The sequence below is a fragment of the Devosia nitrariae genome, assembly GCF_030160115.1.
GTDB lineage: Bacteria > Pseudomonadota > Alphaproteobacteria > Rhizobiales > Devosiaceae > Devosia > Devosia nitrariae.
In genome coordinates this window covers 387092-404567 of the sequence record NZ_BSNS01000024.1, presented here as the reverse complement: position 1 = coordinate 404567, position 17476 = coordinate 387092, and the positions used below count along the sequence as shown (strand labels likewise).

Annotated in this window: 18 protein-coding genes and 2 tRNA genes; all 20 read right to left on the bottom strand. The window is 62.5% G+C overall.

Annotated features, from left to right (window positions below; genetic code table 11):
* Positions 1-6: 6 nt before the first annotated feature.
* The gene (locus QQK18_RS24995; RefSeq protein WP_284343109.1) at positions 7-1524 is read right to left on the bottom strand and encodes an NADH-quinone oxidoreductase subunit M; all 1518 of its coding nucleotides are present in this window, start codon (positions 1522-1524) and stop codon (positions 7-9) included.
* Positions 1524-3617 (bottom strand): NADH-quinone oxidoreductase subunit L, encoded by a 2094-nt coding sequence (nuoL, locus tag QQK18_RS24990; RefSeq protein WP_284343108.1) that lies wholly within the window; start codon positions 3615-3617, stop codon positions 1524-1526. Before nuoL ends, QQK18_RS24995 begins: the two co-directional genes overlap by 1 nt.
* Positions 3618-3627: 10 nt before the next feature.
* Positions 3628-3942, bottom strand: a complete 315-nt coding sequence (gene nuoK / locus QQK18_RS24985; RefSeq protein WP_379995076.1) for an NADH-quinone oxidoreductase subunit NuoK — start codon at positions 3940-3942, stop codon at positions 3628-3630.
* Between the two features lie 13 nt (positions 3943-3955).
* Positions 3956-4564, bottom strand: coding sequence for an NADH-quinone oxidoreductase subunit J (locus tag QQK18_RS24980; protein WP_284343107.1), 609 nt, complete (start codon positions 4562-4564; stop codon positions 3956-3958).
* Positions 4565-4574: 10 nt separating this feature from the next.
* Positions 4575-5063 (bottom strand): NADH-quinone oxidoreductase subunit NuoI, encoded by a 489-nt coding sequence (gene nuoI / locus QQK18_RS24975; protein ID WP_284343106.1) that lies wholly within the window; start codon positions 5061-5063, stop codon positions 4575-4577.
* Positions 5063-6160, bottom strand: coding sequence for an NADH-quinone oxidoreductase subunit NuoH (gene nuoH / locus QQK18_RS24970; protein ID WP_284343105.1), 1098 nt, complete (start codon positions 6158-6160; stop codon positions 5063-5065). Before nuoH ends, nuoI begins: the two co-directional genes overlap by 1 nt.
* Positions 6161-6169: 9 nt before the next feature.
* Positions 6170-8275, bottom strand: coding sequence for an NADH-quinone oxidoreductase subunit NuoG (gene nuoG, locus QQK18_RS24965; protein ID WP_284343104.1), 2106 nt, complete (start codon positions 8273-8275; stop codon positions 6170-6172).
* Between the two features lie 5 nt (positions 8276-8280).
* The gene (nuoF, locus tag QQK18_RS24960; protein WP_284343103.1) at positions 8281-9588 is read right to left on the bottom strand and encodes an NADH-quinone oxidoreductase subunit NuoF; all 1308 of its coding nucleotides are present in this window, start codon (positions 9586-9588) and stop codon (positions 8281-8283) included.
* 2 nt (positions 9589-9590) lie between these two features.
* Positions 9591-9791: a hypothetical protein gene (locus QQK18_RS24955; RefSeq protein ID WP_284343102.1), complete on the bottom strand. Its 201-nt coding sequence runs from the start codon at positions 9789-9791 to the stop codon at positions 9591-9593.
* Entirely contained in the window at positions 9792-11114 is a 1323-nt protein-coding gene (gene nuoE, locus QQK18_RS24950) for an NADH-quinone oxidoreductase subunit NuoE (protein WP_284343101.1), read from the bottom strand.
* Positions 11114-12304 (bottom strand): NADH-quinone oxidoreductase subunit D, encoded by a 1191-nt coding sequence (locus QQK18_RS24945; protein ID WP_284343100.1) that lies wholly within the window; start codon positions 12302-12304, stop codon positions 11114-11116. Before QQK18_RS24945 ends, nuoE begins: the two co-directional genes overlap by 1 nt.
* Positions 12304-12921, bottom strand: a complete 618-nt coding sequence (locus QQK18_RS24940; protein WP_284343099.1) for an NADH-quinone oxidoreductase subunit C — start codon at positions 12919-12921, stop codon at positions 12304-12306. The genes QQK18_RS24945 and QQK18_RS24940 overlap by 1 nt, the downstream gene beginning before the upstream one ends.
* A gap of 10 nt (positions 12922-12931) precedes the next feature.
* Positions 12932-13510 carry a NuoB/complex I 20 kDa subunit family protein gene (locus tag QQK18_RS24935; protein ID WP_284343098.1) on the bottom strand — a complete coding sequence of 193 codons (579 nt, stop codon included), beginning with the start codon at positions 13508-13510 and terminating at the stop codon, positions 12932-12934.
* On the bottom strand, positions 13501-13866 hold the full coding sequence (locus QQK18_RS24930) for an NADH-quinone oxidoreductase subunit A (RefSeq protein WP_284343097.1): 366 nt from the start codon (positions 13864-13866) through the stop codon (positions 13501-13503). The genes QQK18_RS24935 and QQK18_RS24930 overlap by 10 nt, the downstream gene beginning before the upstream one ends.
* Before the next feature lie 320 nt (positions 13867-14186).
* Positions 14187-14777 carry an outer membrane protein gene (locus tag QQK18_RS24925; RefSeq protein ID WP_284343096.1) on the bottom strand — a complete coding sequence of 197 codons (591 nt, stop codon included), beginning with the start codon at positions 14775-14777 and terminating at the stop codon, positions 14187-14189.
* Between the two features lie 244 nt (positions 14778-15021).
* Positions 15022-15573, bottom strand: a complete 552-nt coding sequence (locus tag QQK18_RS24920; protein ID WP_284343095.1) for an outer membrane protein — start codon at positions 15571-15573, stop codon at positions 15022-15024.
* A 276-nt stretch (positions 15574-15849) separates the two neighbouring features.
* Positions 15850-16461, bottom strand: a complete 612-nt coding sequence (gene msuE, locus QQK18_RS24915) for an FMN reductase (protein ID WP_284343094.1) — start codon at positions 16459-16461, stop codon at positions 15850-15852.
* Positions 16462-16539: 78 nt separating this feature from the next.
* Positions 16540-16616, bottom strand: a tRNA-Asp gene (locus tag QQK18_RS24910).
* Between the two features lie 231 nt (positions 16617-16847).
* A tRNA-Val gene (locus QQK18_RS24905) sits at positions 16848-16923 on the bottom strand.
* Between the two features lie 167 nt (positions 16924-17090).
* Complete coding sequence (locus QQK18_RS24900; protein WP_284343093.1) at positions 17091-17363, bottom strand: HU family DNA-binding protein; 273 nt, start codon at positions 17361-17363, stop codon at positions 17091-17093.
* Between the last annotated feature and the right edge of the window lie 113 nt (positions 17364-17476).

Sequence of the window (17476 nt, the reverse complement as noted above, 5' to 3'; positions counted from 1 at the left end):
CAACTCCTAGTGGGCGACCGCGACCATCGGCTCGGCAGGGAGCCCGACAGCGGAGGAATAATGAGCGACGAGCGCATCGACCGCGCCTGCGGTCGTATCGAGAATGGGCGCCGGATAGAAGCCGAAGACGATGATCATCACGATCAGCGGATAGAGCACCACCTTCTCCTTGAAGGAGAGATCGAGAATGCCCTTCAGCGATTCTTTGGTCAGGGCACCGAAGATGACCCGGCGGTAGAGCCAGAGCGCGTAAGCCGCCGAGAAGATGACGCCGAAGGCCGCGCCGAACGCCACCCAGGTATTGACCTGGAAGACGCCGAGCATGGTCAGGAACTCACCGACGAATCCAGACGTGCCCGGCAGGCCCACATTGGCCATGGTGAAGATCATGAAGGCGAAGGCATAGCGCGGCATGCGCTCGACGAGCCCACCATAGGCGGCGATGTCACGCGTGTGCATGCGGTCGTAAACGACGCCGACGCTGAGGAACAGCGCGCCCGAAACGAGGCCGTGCGAGATCATCTGAAACATCGCGCCCTGGATGCCGAGCGCATTGCCCGCAAAGATCCCCATGGTGACGAACCCCATATGGGCCACCGATGAGTAGGCGATCAGCTTCTTGATGTCTTCCTGCACCAGCGCCACCAGCGAGGTGATGATGATGGCGCACACCGACAGAACGAACACGAAGTTGGCGAACTGGGCGGAGGCATCCGGGAACATCGGTAGCGAGAAGCGCAGGAAACCATATCCGCCGAGCTTCAGGAGGATCGCCGCCAGGATCACCGAGCCGGCGGTCGGCGCCTCGACGTGCGCTTCCGGCAGCCAGCGGTGGAACGGCCACATCGGCATCTTGACCGCGAAGGAGGCAAAGAACGCCAGCCACAACCAGACCTGCATGTCGGGCGGGAACGGGTGGTTGAGCAGCCGGACGATGTCGGAAGTGCCCGCGTTCCAGAACATGGCCATCATGGCCAGCAGCATCAGGACCGAGCCGACGAACGTATAAAAGAAGAACTTGTAGCTCGCCTGGATGCGGCGCTTGCCACCCCAGATGCCGATGATGAGGAACATCGGCAGCAGCGTGCCTTCGAAGAAGACGTAGAACATGGCGAGGTCGAGCGTGACGAAGACGCCGATCATCAGCGTCTCGAGCACCAGGAATACCACCATGTACGCCTTGACGCGCTGCTCGACCGAATCCCAGCTCGAGAGCACGACGATGGGCATCAGCAGCGCCGAGAGCACGACGAACAGCACCGAAATGCCATCGACGCCGACCCGATAACCGATGCTATCGCCGATCCACGGGGAATCGACCACGAACTGGAATCCGGCGTGCCCCGGATCGAACGCCGCCCACATGACGAGCGAAAGCGCGAAGGTGATGAGCGTCGTCACCAGCGCGATCCAGCGCACCAGGTTGAACGAGGCCGCATCGCGTCCCGGAACCAGAAGGATGGCCGCCGCCCCGAAGAGCGGCAGGAAGGTGAGAATGGAAAGAATCGAAGTCTCAAAGGTCATCAAAGCAGTCCCCCGGCGGTGATCGCCCAGGTGAGGATGGCCGCAACGCCGATCAGCATGGCGAAGGCATAGTGATAGAGATAGCCGGACTGGAGCCTGACCACCCAGGACGTGACGTTCTGCACCCGCCGGCCGAGACCTTCGGTAATCTTGCCGTCGATCAGCCAGTCATCGAACCCGCGCCAGAAGGCGCGACCGATCCAAAGGGCCGGCTTGACGAAGATCGTGTCGTGGAGCTCGTCGAAGTACCACTTGTTGAGGAGGAACTTGTAGAGCCCGGGATTGCGTTCGGCCAGACGCGCCGGCGTCTCCGGATCGCGGATATACATGTACCAGGCGGTGACGAACCCGATCAGCATGGCGACGGTGGCCGACAACTTGACCCAGAGGGGCACACCATGCGCCGCCTCGATGAGCTCGTGATCGACAAAGATCGAGCCAGCGAAGAAGTGCTCGATGTGCTCCACATCATGGAAGAACATGCCGTAGAAGACGACACCCGAGAGCACCGCGCCGGCGGCCAGGACGTAGAGCGGAATCAGCATGACGTTGGGCGACTCGTGCGCATTCTCGTGCGCGCTGCCGTGGTGATCGCCGTGGTCGTCGGCGTTGCTGTCGTCGATCGGCTCGTGATGCGTCTCGACCGCCGCATGCGCCGGATCAGGATGGGCGGAATGTCCATGCAGCCGATCGCGCGGTGAGCCGTGGAAGGTGAGATGGACGAGCCGCCATGAATAGAAGCTCGTCATCAGCGCGGCGATGACCAGGAGCCAGAACGCGAAGGACCCGAGCGTGCCGCCATAGGCATAGGCGCTCTCGATGATCGCGTCCTTGGAGAAGAATCCGGCAAAGCCGAAGTTGGTCCCCGGAATGCCGACACCGGTCAGCGCCAGCGTGCCGATCATCATCAACCAATAGGTGACTGGGATCTTGGTCCTCAATCCCCCCATGTTCCGCATATCCTGCTCATGGTGCATCGCGTGGATCACCGAGCCGGCACCGAGGAACAGCAGCGCCTTGAAGAAGGCGTGGGTGAAGAGGTGGAAGATGCCGGCCGAATAGGCTCCGACGCCGAGCCCGACGAACATGTAACCGAGCTGGGAACAGGTCGAATAGGCGATGACGCGCTTGATGTCGTTCTGAACGAGGCCAACGGTCGCGGCAAAGAACGCAGTGATCGCACCGATGGCGATGACGACCATCAGCGCCGCTGGCGACGTTTCGAACAGCGGCGAGAGGCGTGCCACCATGAAGACGCCGGCGGTGACCATCGTTGCCGCATGGATGAGCGCCGAGACCGGCGTCGGGCCCTCCATGGCGTCCGGCAACCAGGTATGGAGCAGGAACTGTGCCGACTTGCCCATGGCGCCCATGAACAGCAGCAGGCAGACGACCGTCATGGCGTGGAAGTCCCACGACAGGAACCGGATCGTTGCGTCCGCCGCTTCCGGCGCCGCATGGAAGGCGCCGTCGAAATCGATGTGGCCCAGCACCATGAAGGCGGCAAAGATGCCGAGGGCAAAGCCGAAGTCGCCGACACGGTTGACGACGAAGGCCTTGATGGCGGCCGCATTGGCCGACGGGCGCGTGTACCAGAAACCGATGAGGAGGTAGGACGCCAGGCCCACGCCCTCCCAGCCGAAGAACATCTGCAGGAAGTTGTCGGCAGTCACCAGCATCAGCATGGCGAAGGTGAAGAGCGAGAGATAGGCAAAGAACCGGCTGCGGTGCGGATCCTCGGCCATGTAGCCGATGGAATAGACGTGCACGAGGCTCGAGACGGTTGTGACGACGACGAGCATGACGGCCGTCAGAGTGTCGACGCGCAGGATCCACCGCAGGTCCATATCCCCGACCTGCACCCAGCGCATCACCTCGATCTTGAGCACGGCACCATGGTTGATCTCGTCGACGACCGCGCCGACAAGCCCGTCGCCAAAGGCGACCGGGATGAAGACAATCCAGGAAAGCACCGCCGAAACGAGCAGCACTCCCGTCGTCAGGTATTCGCTGTTGCGGTGCCCGAGGGTACGGCCGAGCAGGCCTGCAACGAGCGCCCCGATGAGGGGCAGAAAGACAATCGCTTGAATCATGGCGAGCGCCCTAGCCCTTCATCATGTTGATGTCGTCGACCGCGATGGAGCCGCGGTTGCGGTAGAAGATCACGAGAATCGCAAGGCCGATCGCCGCTTCCGCCGCCGCGACCGTCAGGATCATCAGGGCGAACACCTGCCCCTGCAGGTCGCCTAGCTCGGCCGAGAACGCCACGAAATTGAGGTTGACCGACAACAGGATCAGCTCGACCGACATCAGGATGATGATGACGTTCTTGCGATTGAGGAAGATCCCGAAAACGCCAAGCGTGAAGAGGATTGCCGCCACGCTCAGATAGTGACCGAGCCCGATACCCAAGCCCATTTGCATTCTCCTCTTAAAGCCCTTGCCCGCTCTTGACCTTGACCACCTGCAAGGTCTCGCTCCTCTTACGCCCGACCTGAACGGCAGGATCCTGGCGCTTGACTCCCGCCTTGTGGCGCAGCGTCAGGACGATCGCACCGATCATGGCGACCAGCAGCACGAGACCGGCCGCCTGGAAGAGGTAGACGTATTGCGTATAGATGATCCGACCCAGCGCGCGCGTATTCTCGATGCCGCTCTCGATGGGCACAACCGCCCCGCCGGTGACCTCGGGCGAAACCGCAAAGCTGCCTGCGACCAACAGCAGCTCGAGCAGCAGGATCACCCCCACCAGCACGCCGACCGGCGCATACTGCAGCATACCCTGTCGCATCTCGGCGAAGTCGACGTCGAGCATCATGACGACGAAAAGGAAGAGCACCGCGACCGCGCCGACATAGACGACGACCAGGATCAGCGCCAGGAATTCTGCGCCGGCCAGAAGAAACAGCGCGGCCGCATTCACGAAGCAGAGGATCAGGAACAGGACCGAGTGCACCGGATTGCGCGAGGCGATCACCATCAGCGCCGACGCGACAGCCACGATCGAGAACACATAGAAAAAGAACAGTGGAAGGGTCATCCTCTCCCTCTCAGCGATAGGGCGCGTCGGCGGCAAGGTTCGCCGCGATCTCACGCTCCCAGCGGTCGCCGTTGGCGAGCAGCTTGTCTTTGTTGAAATAGAGCTCCTCGCGGGTCTCGGTGGCGAACTCGAAATTCGGGCCCTCGACGATCGCATCGACCGGGCACGCTTCCTGGCAGAAGCCGCAATAGATGCATTTGACCATGTCGATGTCGTAGCGCACCGTCCGGCGCGTGCCGTCGTTCTGGCGTGGCCCCGCCTCGATGGTGATGGCCTGCGCCGGGCAGATCGCTTCACAGAGCTTACAGGCGATGCAGCGCTCTTCCCCATTGGGATAACGGCGCAGCGCGTGCTCGCCGCGGAAGCGCGGACTGATCGGCCCCTTCTCGAAGGGATAGTTGATGGTGGGCTTCGGGCTGAAGAAGTAGCGCATGGCCAGGAAGAAGGCCGAAACGAATTCCTTCAGGAGCAGCGAATTGACGAACTGAGCGGCACGCATCAGGCAACTCCTCCGTGCCAGCCCCAGCCAGTGAACTGGAGCACGAATGCCACCACGAAGATCATGAAGAGCGAGATGGGCAGGAAGACTTTCCAGCCGAGCCGCATGAGCTGATCGTAGCGGTAGCGGGGAACGATGGCCTTGGTCATGGCGAACATGAAGAAGACCAGAGACAGCTTCAGGACGAACCAGAACACCCCCGGCAGCCAGGTGAAGGGCGGCAGATCGATGGGCGACGACCAGCCGCCGAGGAAGAGGATGGTGGTCAAGGCGCACATCAACAGGATCGAGATGTACTCGCCCAGCATGAACGTCATGTACTGCGTCGAAGAATACTCGACCATGAACCCGGCAACGAGTTCGGATTCGCCTTCCGGCAGGTCGAATGGCGGGCGGTTCGTCTCGGCCAGCGCCGAAATGAAGAAGATGACGAACATCGGAAAGAGCGGCAGCCAGAACCAGTTGAGGAACGACAGCCACGGCAGGCCGATGGCATGGGCGAGGCCCATTTCCTGCTGGGCGATGACGATGTCGGTCAGGTTCAGCGACCCGACGCAAAGAAGGACCGTCACGATGACAAAGCCGATCGAGACCTCGTAGGAAACCATCTGCGCGGCCGAGCGCAACGCGCCAAGGAACGGATATTTCGAATTCGACGCCCAGCCGGCCATGATCACGCCATAGACCCCGAGCGAGGAAATGGCGAAGATGTAGAGGATGCCGACATTGATGTCGGCGAGCGCCCATCCGGCATCGATCGGCACGACTACCCAGGCCGATAGCGCCAGCAGCGCCGTCACCAGCGGGGCAAGGAGGAACACCGCCTTGTCGGCGCCCGCCGGAATGATCGGCTCCTTGAAGACGAACTTCAGGAGGTCGGCGAACGACTGCAGCAGGCCGAACGCCCCGACGACGTTCGGACCGCGCCTGATTTGCACGGCAGCCCAGACCTTACGGTCAGCCAGCAGGATAAAGGCCGTAAAGATCAGCAGCGAGACGAGCAGCAGCAGCCCCTTGTAGACGAAGCCGACCTGCTCGCCCCAGCCAAGGACGGGGATGCCGAGCAGATAGTCGAGCGCGGCGAGTATGAAATCCATGTCGCTCCCCTACTCCGCCGCTTGCCGCTGGCCGGCCGCCAGCGCCGCGCATTCGCCCATGATGGCCGAGGCGCGCGCAATCGGATTACTCAGATAGAAATCGGTGACCGGCGAGGCGAACGGCGCCGAAATGGTCTTGGTCGCGGCCCTGGCAAGCTTTGCGACATCGGCAACCTTGCCCGCCTCGATCGCGTCGATCCGCGCAAGGTGCGGGAATTCGGCATAGATCGCCGCACGCAGCTGCGCCAGCGAGTTGAACGGCAACGGCTTCCCTATCACGGCCGACAGCGCCCGGATGATCGCCCAGTCCTCCTTGGCGTCGCCCGGCGGAAAGACGGCGCGGGCGGCCATCTGCACCCGACCCTCGGTGTTCACGTAGGTGCCGCTCTTTTCGGTATAGGCGGCAGCCGGCAGGATCACATCGGCCCGATGGGCGCCGGCATCGCCATGCGTACCGATATAGACGACGAAGGCCTTGCCCATGGCCGACATGTCATGTTCGTCGGCACCGAGCAGGAACAGCACGTCAAGCTCGCCCTTGCCGGCGAGTGCGATCTGGTCTGCCGAGCACACGCCACCGTCATGCGGAACGAACCCGATGTCGAGCCCGCCCACGCGGCTCGCCGCGTTGTGGAGGAAGGCAAAACCGTTCCAGCCTTCGGCAATGGCGTCGCCCGAGGTTGCGAGCTTTGCGGCGAGCGCGATCACGTCGCGGCCAACCTGCTTGCCCAGCGTCGCGTGCGAAACCGCACCCTCGCCGACGATGATCAGCGGCCGTTCGGCCTTCTTAAAGGTCTCGGCGAAAGCGCCGTTACCGGCAGCCAGATCGGCCAGAGTCTCAAAGCCTTCGCCCAGATATTCGTACGGATAGGTCAGGTCCATGCGTTCGCCGATGACGGCGATCGGCAGGTTCCTGGCGCGCCAAGCCTTGCGGATACGCGCATTGAGCACCGAGGCCTCAAGGCGCGGATTGGCGCCAATGATCAGGATGGCATCCGCCTCCTCTATCCCCGCAATGGTCGGGTTGAAGACATAAGCGGAGCGCGGCATCGTCGGATCGATACCAGACATCGGTGGGCGCACGTCCGTCATGCCCGACCCCAGCGAAGCGAGCAGCGCCTTGGCAGCATACATTTCCTCGACGGCGGCAAGATCGCCGGCGATCGCGCCGACCTTGTTGCCGGCCTTCTTGAGCCGCGCGGCGACCGCGGCGAACGCTTCTTCCCAGGTGGAAGCCTGCAGTTTGCCGTTCTTGCGGACATAGGGTCGGTCGAGCCTCTGGCTCCTGAGGCCGTCCCAGACGAACCGTGTTTTGTCGGAGATCCACTCCTCGTTGATCGCATCGCTGACGCGCGGCAGGAAGCGCATCACCTCACGGCCACGCGAATCGACGCGGATGTTGGAGCCGACGGCGTCCATAACATCGATGGATTCCGTCTTGTTGAGCTCCCATGGCCGGGCCTGGAAAGCATAGGGCTTGCTGGTCAGCGCTCCGACCGGGCAAAGGTCGATGACATTGCCCTGCAGTTCGCTCGAGAGCGCACGCTCCAGGTAGCTGGTGATCTCGGCATCCTCACCGCGCCCGACGAGCCCCATCTCCGAGATGCCGGCCACTTCCGTAGTGAACCGCACGCACCGCGTGCAGTGGATGCAACGGTTCATCGAGGTCTTGACCAATGGGCCGAGATACTTGTCTTCAACCGCCCGCTTGTTCTCGATATAGCGCGAACCCGAGACGCCATAGGCCATGGCCTGGTCCTGCAGGTCGCATTCGCCGCCCTGATCGCAAATCGGGCAATCGAGCGGGTGGTTGATCAGAAGGAATTCCATCACGCCTTCCCGGGCCTTCTTGACCATCGGCGTGTTGGTGAACATCTCGGGCGGCTCGCCATTGGGGCCCGGACGCAGGTCCTTGACCGACATGGCGCAGCTTGCTTGCGGCTTCGGCGGTCCACCTTTGACCTCGACGAGGCACATGCGGCAATTGCCGGCGACCGATAGCCGCTCATGGTAGCAGAAGCGCGGAATCTCGGCGCCCGCGGCCTCGGCCGCCTGCATCAGGGTGAAGTAGTCCGGCACGTCGATGAGTTGGCCGTCGACCTTGATGTTTGCCATCAGATTTACTCCGCCGCGATCGAGGGCACGGCGCCCTCGGAGGTGGAATTGTAGGTATAGCCGTCGATCCGCTCTTCGATCACGTGACGGAAGTTGCGGATAAGGCCCTGGATCGGCCAGGCCGCCGCATCGCCGAGCGCGCAGATGGTGTGGCCTTCGACCTGCTTGGTCACCTCGAACAGCATGTCGATCTCGCGCTTTTGCGCGCGGCCCTCGACCATGCGTTCCATCACCCGCATCATCCAGCCCGTACCTTCACGGCATGGCGTGCACTGGCCGCAGCTCTCGTGCTTGTAGAAGGCCGAGAGCCGCCAGATCGCCTTGATGATGTCGGTCGACCTGTCCATGACGATCACGGCGGCCGTACCGAGCGAAGACCCGACTTCACGCAATCCGTCGAAATCCATGGCCGCATTGCGGATTTTCTCGCCCGGCACGCAGGGCACCGAAGCGCCGCCTGGGATAACCGCGAGCAGGTTGTCCCAGCCCCCACGGATGCCACCGCAGTGCTTTTCGATCATCTCCTCGAAGGTGATGCCCATCGCCTCTTCGAACGTGGCTGGCTTGTTGACATGCCCCGAGACGCACATCAGCTTGGTGCCGGTGTTGTTCGGCCGTCCGATCGAGGCGAACCAGGCGCCCGAGCGGCGCAGGATTTCCGGCACCACGGCGATAGACTCGACATTGTTGACCGTCGTCGGGTTGCCGTAGACACCCATGCCGGCCGGGAACGGGGGCTTGAGGCGCGGCTGGCCTTTCTTGCCCTCGAGCGATTCCATCAGCGCCGTTTCCTCGCCGCAGATATAGGCACCGGCGCCGTGATGGACGATGATATCGAGGTCCCAGCCGTGGATGTTGTCCTTGCCGATGAGCCGGGCGTCGTAAGCCTCCTGCACGGCGTGCTCGAGGCGTTGCCGTTCGCGGATGAACTCACCGCGCACATAGATGAACGCCAGGTGCGCATCCATGGCGCGGGCCGCGAGCAGGCATCCCTCGACGAGGTGGTGCGGATCATGGCGCAGGATATCGCGGTCCTTGCAGGTGCCGGGCTCGGACTCGTCGGCATTGACCAACAGGTAGTGTGGACGCCCGTCCGAGACCTTGGGCATGAAGGTCCACTTGAGCGCCGTCGGAAATCCCGCCCCGCCGCGGCCGCGCAGCCCCGAGGCCTTGACCTCGTTGGTGATCCAATCACGCCCCTGGTCGATGAATTCTCTGGTACCGACCCAGGCGCCGCGCTTGCGCGCGCCTTCGAGCGTCCAGTCGCCCTGGCCGTAGAGATTGGTGAAGATGCGATCCTTGTCGGCCAGCATGTTCAATCGTCCCGCTTGCGCAAATAGCTCATCCAGGCCGCGACGCCGATGACGACGCTGGCGATGACGAGCAGGAAACCCTCGAGCTCAAGGCCTAACGCGCCCGACAGCCCGAATACGATGGCAAAGCCCACGGCCACGAACGCCACACCCATGGCATAGTCCTTGGCGGCAAGCTTGCCGAATGCAACCTTGTCAGCCATTTAGCGCGGGTCCCTTCCGAAGACCTTGCGGTATTCCTCGACCCCGCCCTTGGCGAGCGCCTTGGCCTGCTTGACCCACTCGTCCCGCTCGAGGCGGCCCTTGAAGTTCAGGACTTCGTCGACGCGGGCGATATCCGCCTTCCTGAATTTGGCGATCTGCGCGTATTGCGTAATGCCCAGCGCATTGAGCTTGCGCTCTATCACTGGTCCGACACCGGATAGCAGCTTCAGATCGTCCCCGGCGCCTTCTGGCATCGCAAAGAGCGGCGTCAATGCGCCCCTGTCGGCCGTGGGGCTCACCTCTTTGGGATCAGCTTTACGGACCTTGACCGGCGATGACTTGCGTGTACCGGCCGACGTCCCACCCTCGACAGGTTCCGAACGCACCCGTTTACCCGGCGCCTTGCCGGTATCGAATTTTCCGCCTTCCGCCTCCGAGCCGACGGCGCCCTCACGCATGGCCGCATTGGGCGTGCCATTGGCGCGGGCCTCGACGTTGACTTGCCGGCGCTCGCTTTCCGCCGTGGCCTGCGAGACCTTGGCCCGGCGCGAAGGCTCCTTGATGGCCGGCGCTGACTCCGCGGTCACGTCCTTGGGTTTTGCCGCAGTCGTGGGGGTGGGAGATTGCGCCGGGGCCTGTGCGGGAGTTGCGGCCGCCGCTGGCACCTCTTCCGCCGGGGCCGGCGGGACGAACTTCTCGCGCGTGGCGGTCGGTTCCTCAATCAAGGTCGTACGTCCGCCGATGGCGGCCGAATTGTGCCGTTCGATCTGCGTGCCGGGCGTGATGGTATCGCCCTTGCCGGCGGCGAAGGCATCGATGATCTCTTCGAGCCGCTCCGGCGTCAGATCCTCGTAGGTATCCTGGAAGATTGCCACCATGGGCGCGTTGACGCACGCACCCAGGCACTCGACCTCCTCCCACGAGAGCGTACCGTCCTCGTTTGTGTGGTGCGCCTCCGGGTGGATTTTCTGCTGGCAGACCGCGCGCAGGTCCTCGGCGCCGCGCAGCATGCAGGGCGTGGTGCCGCAGACCTGGATGTGGGCACGCGTGCCGACCGGCTGCAACTGGAACTGCGTATAGAAGGTCGCGACCTCGAGCACCCGGATATAAGGCATGTCGAGCATCTGGGCGATCTTCTCGATCGCGGCGCGGCTTACCCAGCCTTCCTGTTCCTGCGCACGCATCAGGAGCGGAATAACCGCTGACTGCTGGCGGCCGGCCGGAAAGAGCGCGATCCGCTTTTCCGCCCATTGGACATTGTCATTGGTGAACGCGAACTCGGCCGGTTGAACCGACTCATCCGCAAGGCGACGCGCAACCATCAGCGATCAACCTCTCCGAACACGATATCGAGCGAACCCAGGATCGCCGCCACGTCGGCCAGCATATGGCCTCGGCAGAGGTAGTCCATGGCCTGCAGGTGGGCGAAGCCCGGCGCCCGGATCTTGCAGCGATAGGGCTTGTTTGTGCCGTCCGAGACGAGGTAGACGCCAAACTCGCCTTTGGGTGCCTCGACCGCCGCATAGACTTCCCCGGCCGGTACCTTGTAACCCTCTGTATAGAGCTTGAAGTGGTGGATGAGCGCCTCCATCGAGCGTTTCATCTCACCGCGGCTGGGCGGCACCACCTTGCCGTCGAGCGAGGAAACCGGCCCCTTGCCGTCGGGCGCGTTGAGCTTGGCGATGCACTGCTTCATAATGCGCGTCGACTGCCGCATCTCTTCCATGCGCACCAGGTACCGATCGTAGCAGTCGCCATGCCGGCCGACGGGTATGTCGAAGTCCAACTCGTCGTAGCACTCGTAGGGCTGGGCTTTGCGCAAATCCCACGCCGCGCCCGACCCGCGCACCATGACGCCCGAGAAACCAAAGGCCCAGGCGTCGTCCAGCGGCACGACGCCGATGTCGACATTGCGCTGCTTGAAGATGCGGTTCTCGGTCAAAAGCCTGTCGATGTCGTCGAGCGCCTTGGGGAAGGTGTCGCAAAACGCCTGGATGTCGTCGATCAACGCCTGCGGCAGATCCTGATGCACTCCGCCCGGGCGGAAATAGGACGCATGCATGCGCGCGCCCGAGGCCCGCTCATAGAAAATCATCAGCTTCTCGCGCTCCTCGAACCCCCAAAGCGGCGGGGTCAGTGCGCCGATATCCAGGGCCTGCGTCGTCACGTTCAACAGGTGTGAAAGGAGCCGGCCGATCTCGCTGTAGAGCACGCGAATGAGCTGGCCGCGCCGCGGCACCCCGATACCCAGCAGCTTTTCGACGGCGAGCGCGAAGGCATGCTCCTGGTTCATCGGTGCGACGTAGTCGAGCCGGTCGAAATAGGGAATGGCCTGCAGGTAAGTCTTGTACTCGATAAGCTTTTCGGTGCCGCGATGCAGCAGTCCGACATGCGGATCGACCCGCTCGACTAATTCCCCGTCAAGCTCGAGAATCAACCGCAGCACACCATGGGCCGATGGATGCACAGGACCGAAGTTGATGGTGAAGTTACGGACTTCGACTTCAGACATTACTGCTTCGCCTTCTCGTCACCCGGCAGCACATAGTCCGTGCCCTCCCACGGTGACAGATAATCGAACGTGCGGAATTCCTGTGTCAGCCGGACCGGCTGGTACGCAACGCGCTTGCGCTCCTCGTCGTAACGCACCTCGACGAAGCCGGTCAGCGGGAAGTCCTTTCGCAGCGGATGGCCGTCGAATCCATAGTCGGTCAGGATCCGCCGCAGGTCCGGGTGCCCCGAGAACAACACGCCATAGAGGTCATAGACCTCGCGCTCGAACCAGTTGGCGCCGGGAAAGACCCCGGTGATACTCGGCACCGGCTCGACGTCGTCCGCCTCGAGCTTGACGCGGACCCTCTGGTTCAGACGCGGGCTGAGGAAATGGTAAACGACGTCGAATCGCTTTTCCCGCTCGGGATAGTCGACGCCGCACACATCGACAATGCTGATGAATCGACACTCCGGATCGTCGCGCAGGAACGTCGCGACGTCGACGATCGATTCGCGCGCGACGGTGAGCGTGAGTTCGCCGTAGGCCATCTCGCTCGAGACGACCGCTTCACCCAGGGAGCGCGTGATGTGTTCGCCGAGTTCTTTCAGCGGCTCGACTTGAATACTCTCGTCCATGACTTGCCGCCTATCTCTCGATGGTGCCGTCGCGGCGAATCTTCTTTTGCAGGAGAAGGATGCCGTAAAGCAGTGCCTCTGCCGTCGGCGGGCAGCCTGGCACGTAAATGTCGACGGGCAGGACGCGGTCGCACCCGCGCACGACCGAGTAGGAATAGTGGTAGTAACCACCCCCGTTTGCGCAGCTGCCCATGGAGATGACGTAGCGCGGTTCGGGCATCTGGTCATAGACCTTGCGCAGCGCCGGCGCCATCTTGTTGGTCAGCGTGCCCGCCACGATCAGCACATCCGACTGACGCGGCGATGCGCGCGGTGCCGTGCCGAACCGCTCGATGTCGTAGCGAGGCATCGACATCTGCATCATCTCGACCGCGCAACATGCAAGGCCGGTCTGCATCCACATCAGTGAGCCGGTGCGGGCCCAAGTGATGAGCTGAGAGGCGGTGGTAACGAGAAAGCCCTTGTCGGCCAATTCGTCACTGACGCCCGAAAAGAACGGATCGTCCGCACCCAGTACCCTGCCTGTGCGCGGATCGGTCGCGCCGGTCGGGCGCGGCGCGACCAGCACGTTGTCTTGGCTCACTCCCATTCCAGAGCTCCTTTGCGCCACTCGTAGATGAAACCGACCGTCAGCACCCCGAGGAAGATGATCATTGACCAGAAGCCGAACCAGCCCACGTCCCTGAAGGCCACAGCCCAGGGGAAGAGGAAGGCGACCTCGAGGTCGAAGATGATGAAGAGGATCGAGACCAGATAGTATCGCACGTCCACCCGCATGCGCGCGTCATCGAAGGCATCGAAACCCGCCTCGAACGCCGAGACTTTCTCGGGATCGGGGCGCTTGACGGCGATGAGGAAAGGAGCGGCGAGAAGCGCCAAGCCAATGACGCCGGCCAGTCCTATAAAGACTACGATCGGCAAATAGTCGCTGAGCAAATCGGTCATGCGGCAGCCTGTGTTCCGTACCGGCCTGGCGGCCGGGCCGCGCGGGCACACAGGCGATTGGGGCCCGCGCACCGACGCGAAGTTGATGGGTAGGGCCTATACCTTCCCCATGCTGGTTTCAAGGGAAAGAAAATATGACCCCAAACATCAGCTATTTGGCGATCGGCATGTTCCACAAGCGCTGCTGAGAACACAAAAAAGCCCCGCGGGAGCGAGGCTTTTTTGTTCAACCAAAACGGCGAACCGTTGCCGGTTCGCCGAATTGAGTTGCAAGACGGTGATCCTGGCTCGTAAGCCCGGATCGATTGTCGTGTCGCCGCTTAGAAGTGGTAGAACACGCCAACAGTCGCCTTGGCGGCGTCGAAGAAGTCGTCGTCCGACACCATCGGGGGATCGGCATCTTCGAAGTCGCCGATACCGAGAACCTCGCCACGCAGCGAGACATTCTGGGTGACGGCGAATTCGACACCAGCACCGAGAGCGTAGACCATCTCGCTCTCGTCGTCGCCGAAGATGGAACCAACACCACCCGCAGCGTAGACGAGAACCTGATCGGTCACGACGGCGCCGACGCGGCCGAGCGCGAGAACGAGAGCTGCATCCTGGTCGTTGCCGAAGATGTAGTCAGCCTGGATTTCAACACCGACGAGGATCGGGTCCATCGGGATGAAGTTGGCACCGACGACGCCGCCGACGACGCCAAAGGTCTCGCCCTCAATAGGCGCGAGGGCGTCGTCAAAGAAGAAACCACCCAGCTCGACGCCGGTGTAGAGGCCTTCCCAGCTAAAGGCAGAAGAAGGAGCGGTGTAGACCGGCTCCGGGGTGGTCGGGACGAAAAGATCGGCAGCCTGAGCTCCCGAAGCCATCAGCGCCACAGCGGCGACACCGAGGGTGAGCGAACGTACAAACATATCTTGCACTCCTATAGAGTTAACCGTAGTCGGACTGATAAATGCATCAGCCCCACACTTGTGACAACCCCGTTCAAACCCAAATTGGGCAGTGCGGATAAGAATTGATGACCATTTGAGGGTGAGTGTTGCGCGAACGCCGCGCTACTGGCCCAATTTGAGACATAATTGACTAAAATTGCGCCTAGATTCCCGGTCCGCAGGGGTTGTTGAGCCCCAAACCCTTCGAATCGCAGACCATGCTTTAGAAGTGGTAGGCGGCCCCCAGGGTGAACTGATTCCTGTCGTTTCCACCCTCGGCCGGGAAGCCGTGCAGATATTGGGCGCGCAGCGAAATGCTGTCGGTAATGACCAGTTCGACGCCCGCCCCTATGAGGTAGTCCTCTTCATCGGGTACTCCGAGATCGATGCCGTAGCCTCCTGCCGCGTAGACGGCAACGTCGTCGTTGACGATGAGGCCGGCGCGCCCGAGAATCTGTCCATAGCTGGTCTCGCCGACGTCTCCGGCAACTCCCTGGACTGTGACTTCCGCCCCGAGGAGATAGAAGTCGAAGGCAGCGTTGACGCCCGCCCCGATGCCGAGACCGTATTGAGTGCCGCTCTCGTCACCCCGCTGGACGGTTCCGAAGACCTCGGCATAAAAACCCGACCAGTCGAAGCCGGAGTCATCGTGCACGGGCAGGCCTGCAACCGGAGCGGACGACGTCGAGACAGTCAGGATGTCGCTGCCCATTGCCCCGCCGCTCGGCAGGACGACGGCGAAAACAACAAGCAGGGCTCTCGCGATCCGTTGCATTGCAATCCCTCTTGCCGCCGCCTCAAGTGCCCGCAGATGGCCGAGCCGGCTTCAAGTCCCATCGGATGTTGGCACAGGTCATGGTCTCGCGCCAACAGGTCAATTCTCACAAGGTTATGAGGACAAAATTGGCCAGGGAGCGGGCCAAAACAAGGCCACTATAGCCGATGGTGGGAACCGCTAGTCGCGAAAAGTCCCGCGACAACAAAAAGCTGGAGCACGCGATCTGCTTCCACCAGATCGCACCGCGCTCCAGGGACTCCGCCCTGCCCGGCCTCATCCCTTGAGCGGAATGATCCGGCCGCTTTCGGGTTCGTCTGCACGGCCACCGCGCCGCCGCCGGCCGCCGATAGCCTCAGCCAGCTGCGCGCACTGGATGGCAGCCGCTTCGACTCGAGCAAGAACAGCGGGATCGGCGAGTCGGTCGTCCTCGAAGCTGGCGTCTTCGGCATAGACTGCCGTCGGAATGGTCAACGCCGAAAAGAAGCCGAAAAGCGGCCGCATCTGATGCTCGACGACCAGCGAGTGCCGCGGACCGCCGCCGGTCGCTCCGACCACCACCGGCCGTCCGATGAGCGCGTCCATATCGACGAAGTCGAACAGGTGCTTGAAGAGCCCGGTATAGGATCCCTTGTAGACCGGGCTGACTGCAATGAGGATATCCGCCTCCTCCACGGCTTCAACGACCGCAAGCGCCTCGGGCGTAAGTTGCTGGCGGGTGAGAGCGGCTCCAAGCCCGGGCCCGGCGCTAAGCACATCCACATGCAGATAATCAGCATCCATGTGCGCCTGGATGCGCCTGGCGATGGCCTCGGCAAGGTTGAGCGAGCGCGAAGGGCGGCGGGTGTTGCCGGTAAAGGCGACGATCTTCTGGCGCGCAAGGGTCATGAAGCCTAGTTAGGCTTGATGCAGCCATACGGCAAGAGGATACGACGCCGCCGCTCGATCGCAATGTCTGGAAGGAAATGGCGCGAGAGACGGGGCTCGAACCCGCGACCTCCGGCGTGACAGGCCGGCGCTCTAACCAACTGAGCTACTCCCGCGCAAGCAGGTCATGCCCGCGACGTGGGCTTCGTGTATCGGCGCTCTCCGGGCAAGTCAAGCGCCGAAAACAGACAAGCCGCGACAAACTTGTGAACCCCACAGCGCATGTGGAAAGTCTGGGCCGAGGAGATCGCTCAGGCCACTTCGATGGCAGGTGACTGGGGCTGCGTCGCGTGAGATATGGCGCGGAAATGACTGGCCCTGGCCGAACTGCCGCGCGCCGGGAAGGATGGTGGGCGATGACAGGCTCGAACTGCCGACATCCTCGGTGTAAGCGAGGCGCTCTACCAACTGAGCTAATCGCCCGCCTGAACCGGGACCATGGTCCCGCAGGGAGTGGCGCACTGATTAGGCATTCGACCCGGTTGCGTCAACCTGAGATTGCGGCAGGCCCTGCCCGCCTTGCGCAGAAAAAATAAGGCCCCGGCGCGGAAGCGCTCGGGGCCGAAGGCGAGATCGCGACCAATGCGATCTTAGTTGATCGAGTCCTTCAGGCCCTTGCCGGGCTTGAACTTGGCCTGATTGGAAGCCGGAATCTGAATCTCGGCGCCAGTCGCGGGATTGCGGCCGGTGGAGGCTTTGCGCTGGGAAACGGCGAAGGTGCCGAAACCGACCAGGCGCACTTCATCGCCGTTCTTGAGGGCACCGGTGATGGCTTCGAACACTGCGTCAACAGCTTCGGCCGCCTGTGCCTTGGTTATCGTGGCCTTGTCGGCAACGACGCCAACCAGATCGTTCTTGTTCATAGCGTATCCTCACAGTGAAAGCCCGCCTGCGGCGGCGAACCAAAACGCGAGAACCCTTTGTCGATTCTGCACCAAAGGCAAGGATTTCCGGGCGTTTCGGACCGCTGAGCGGC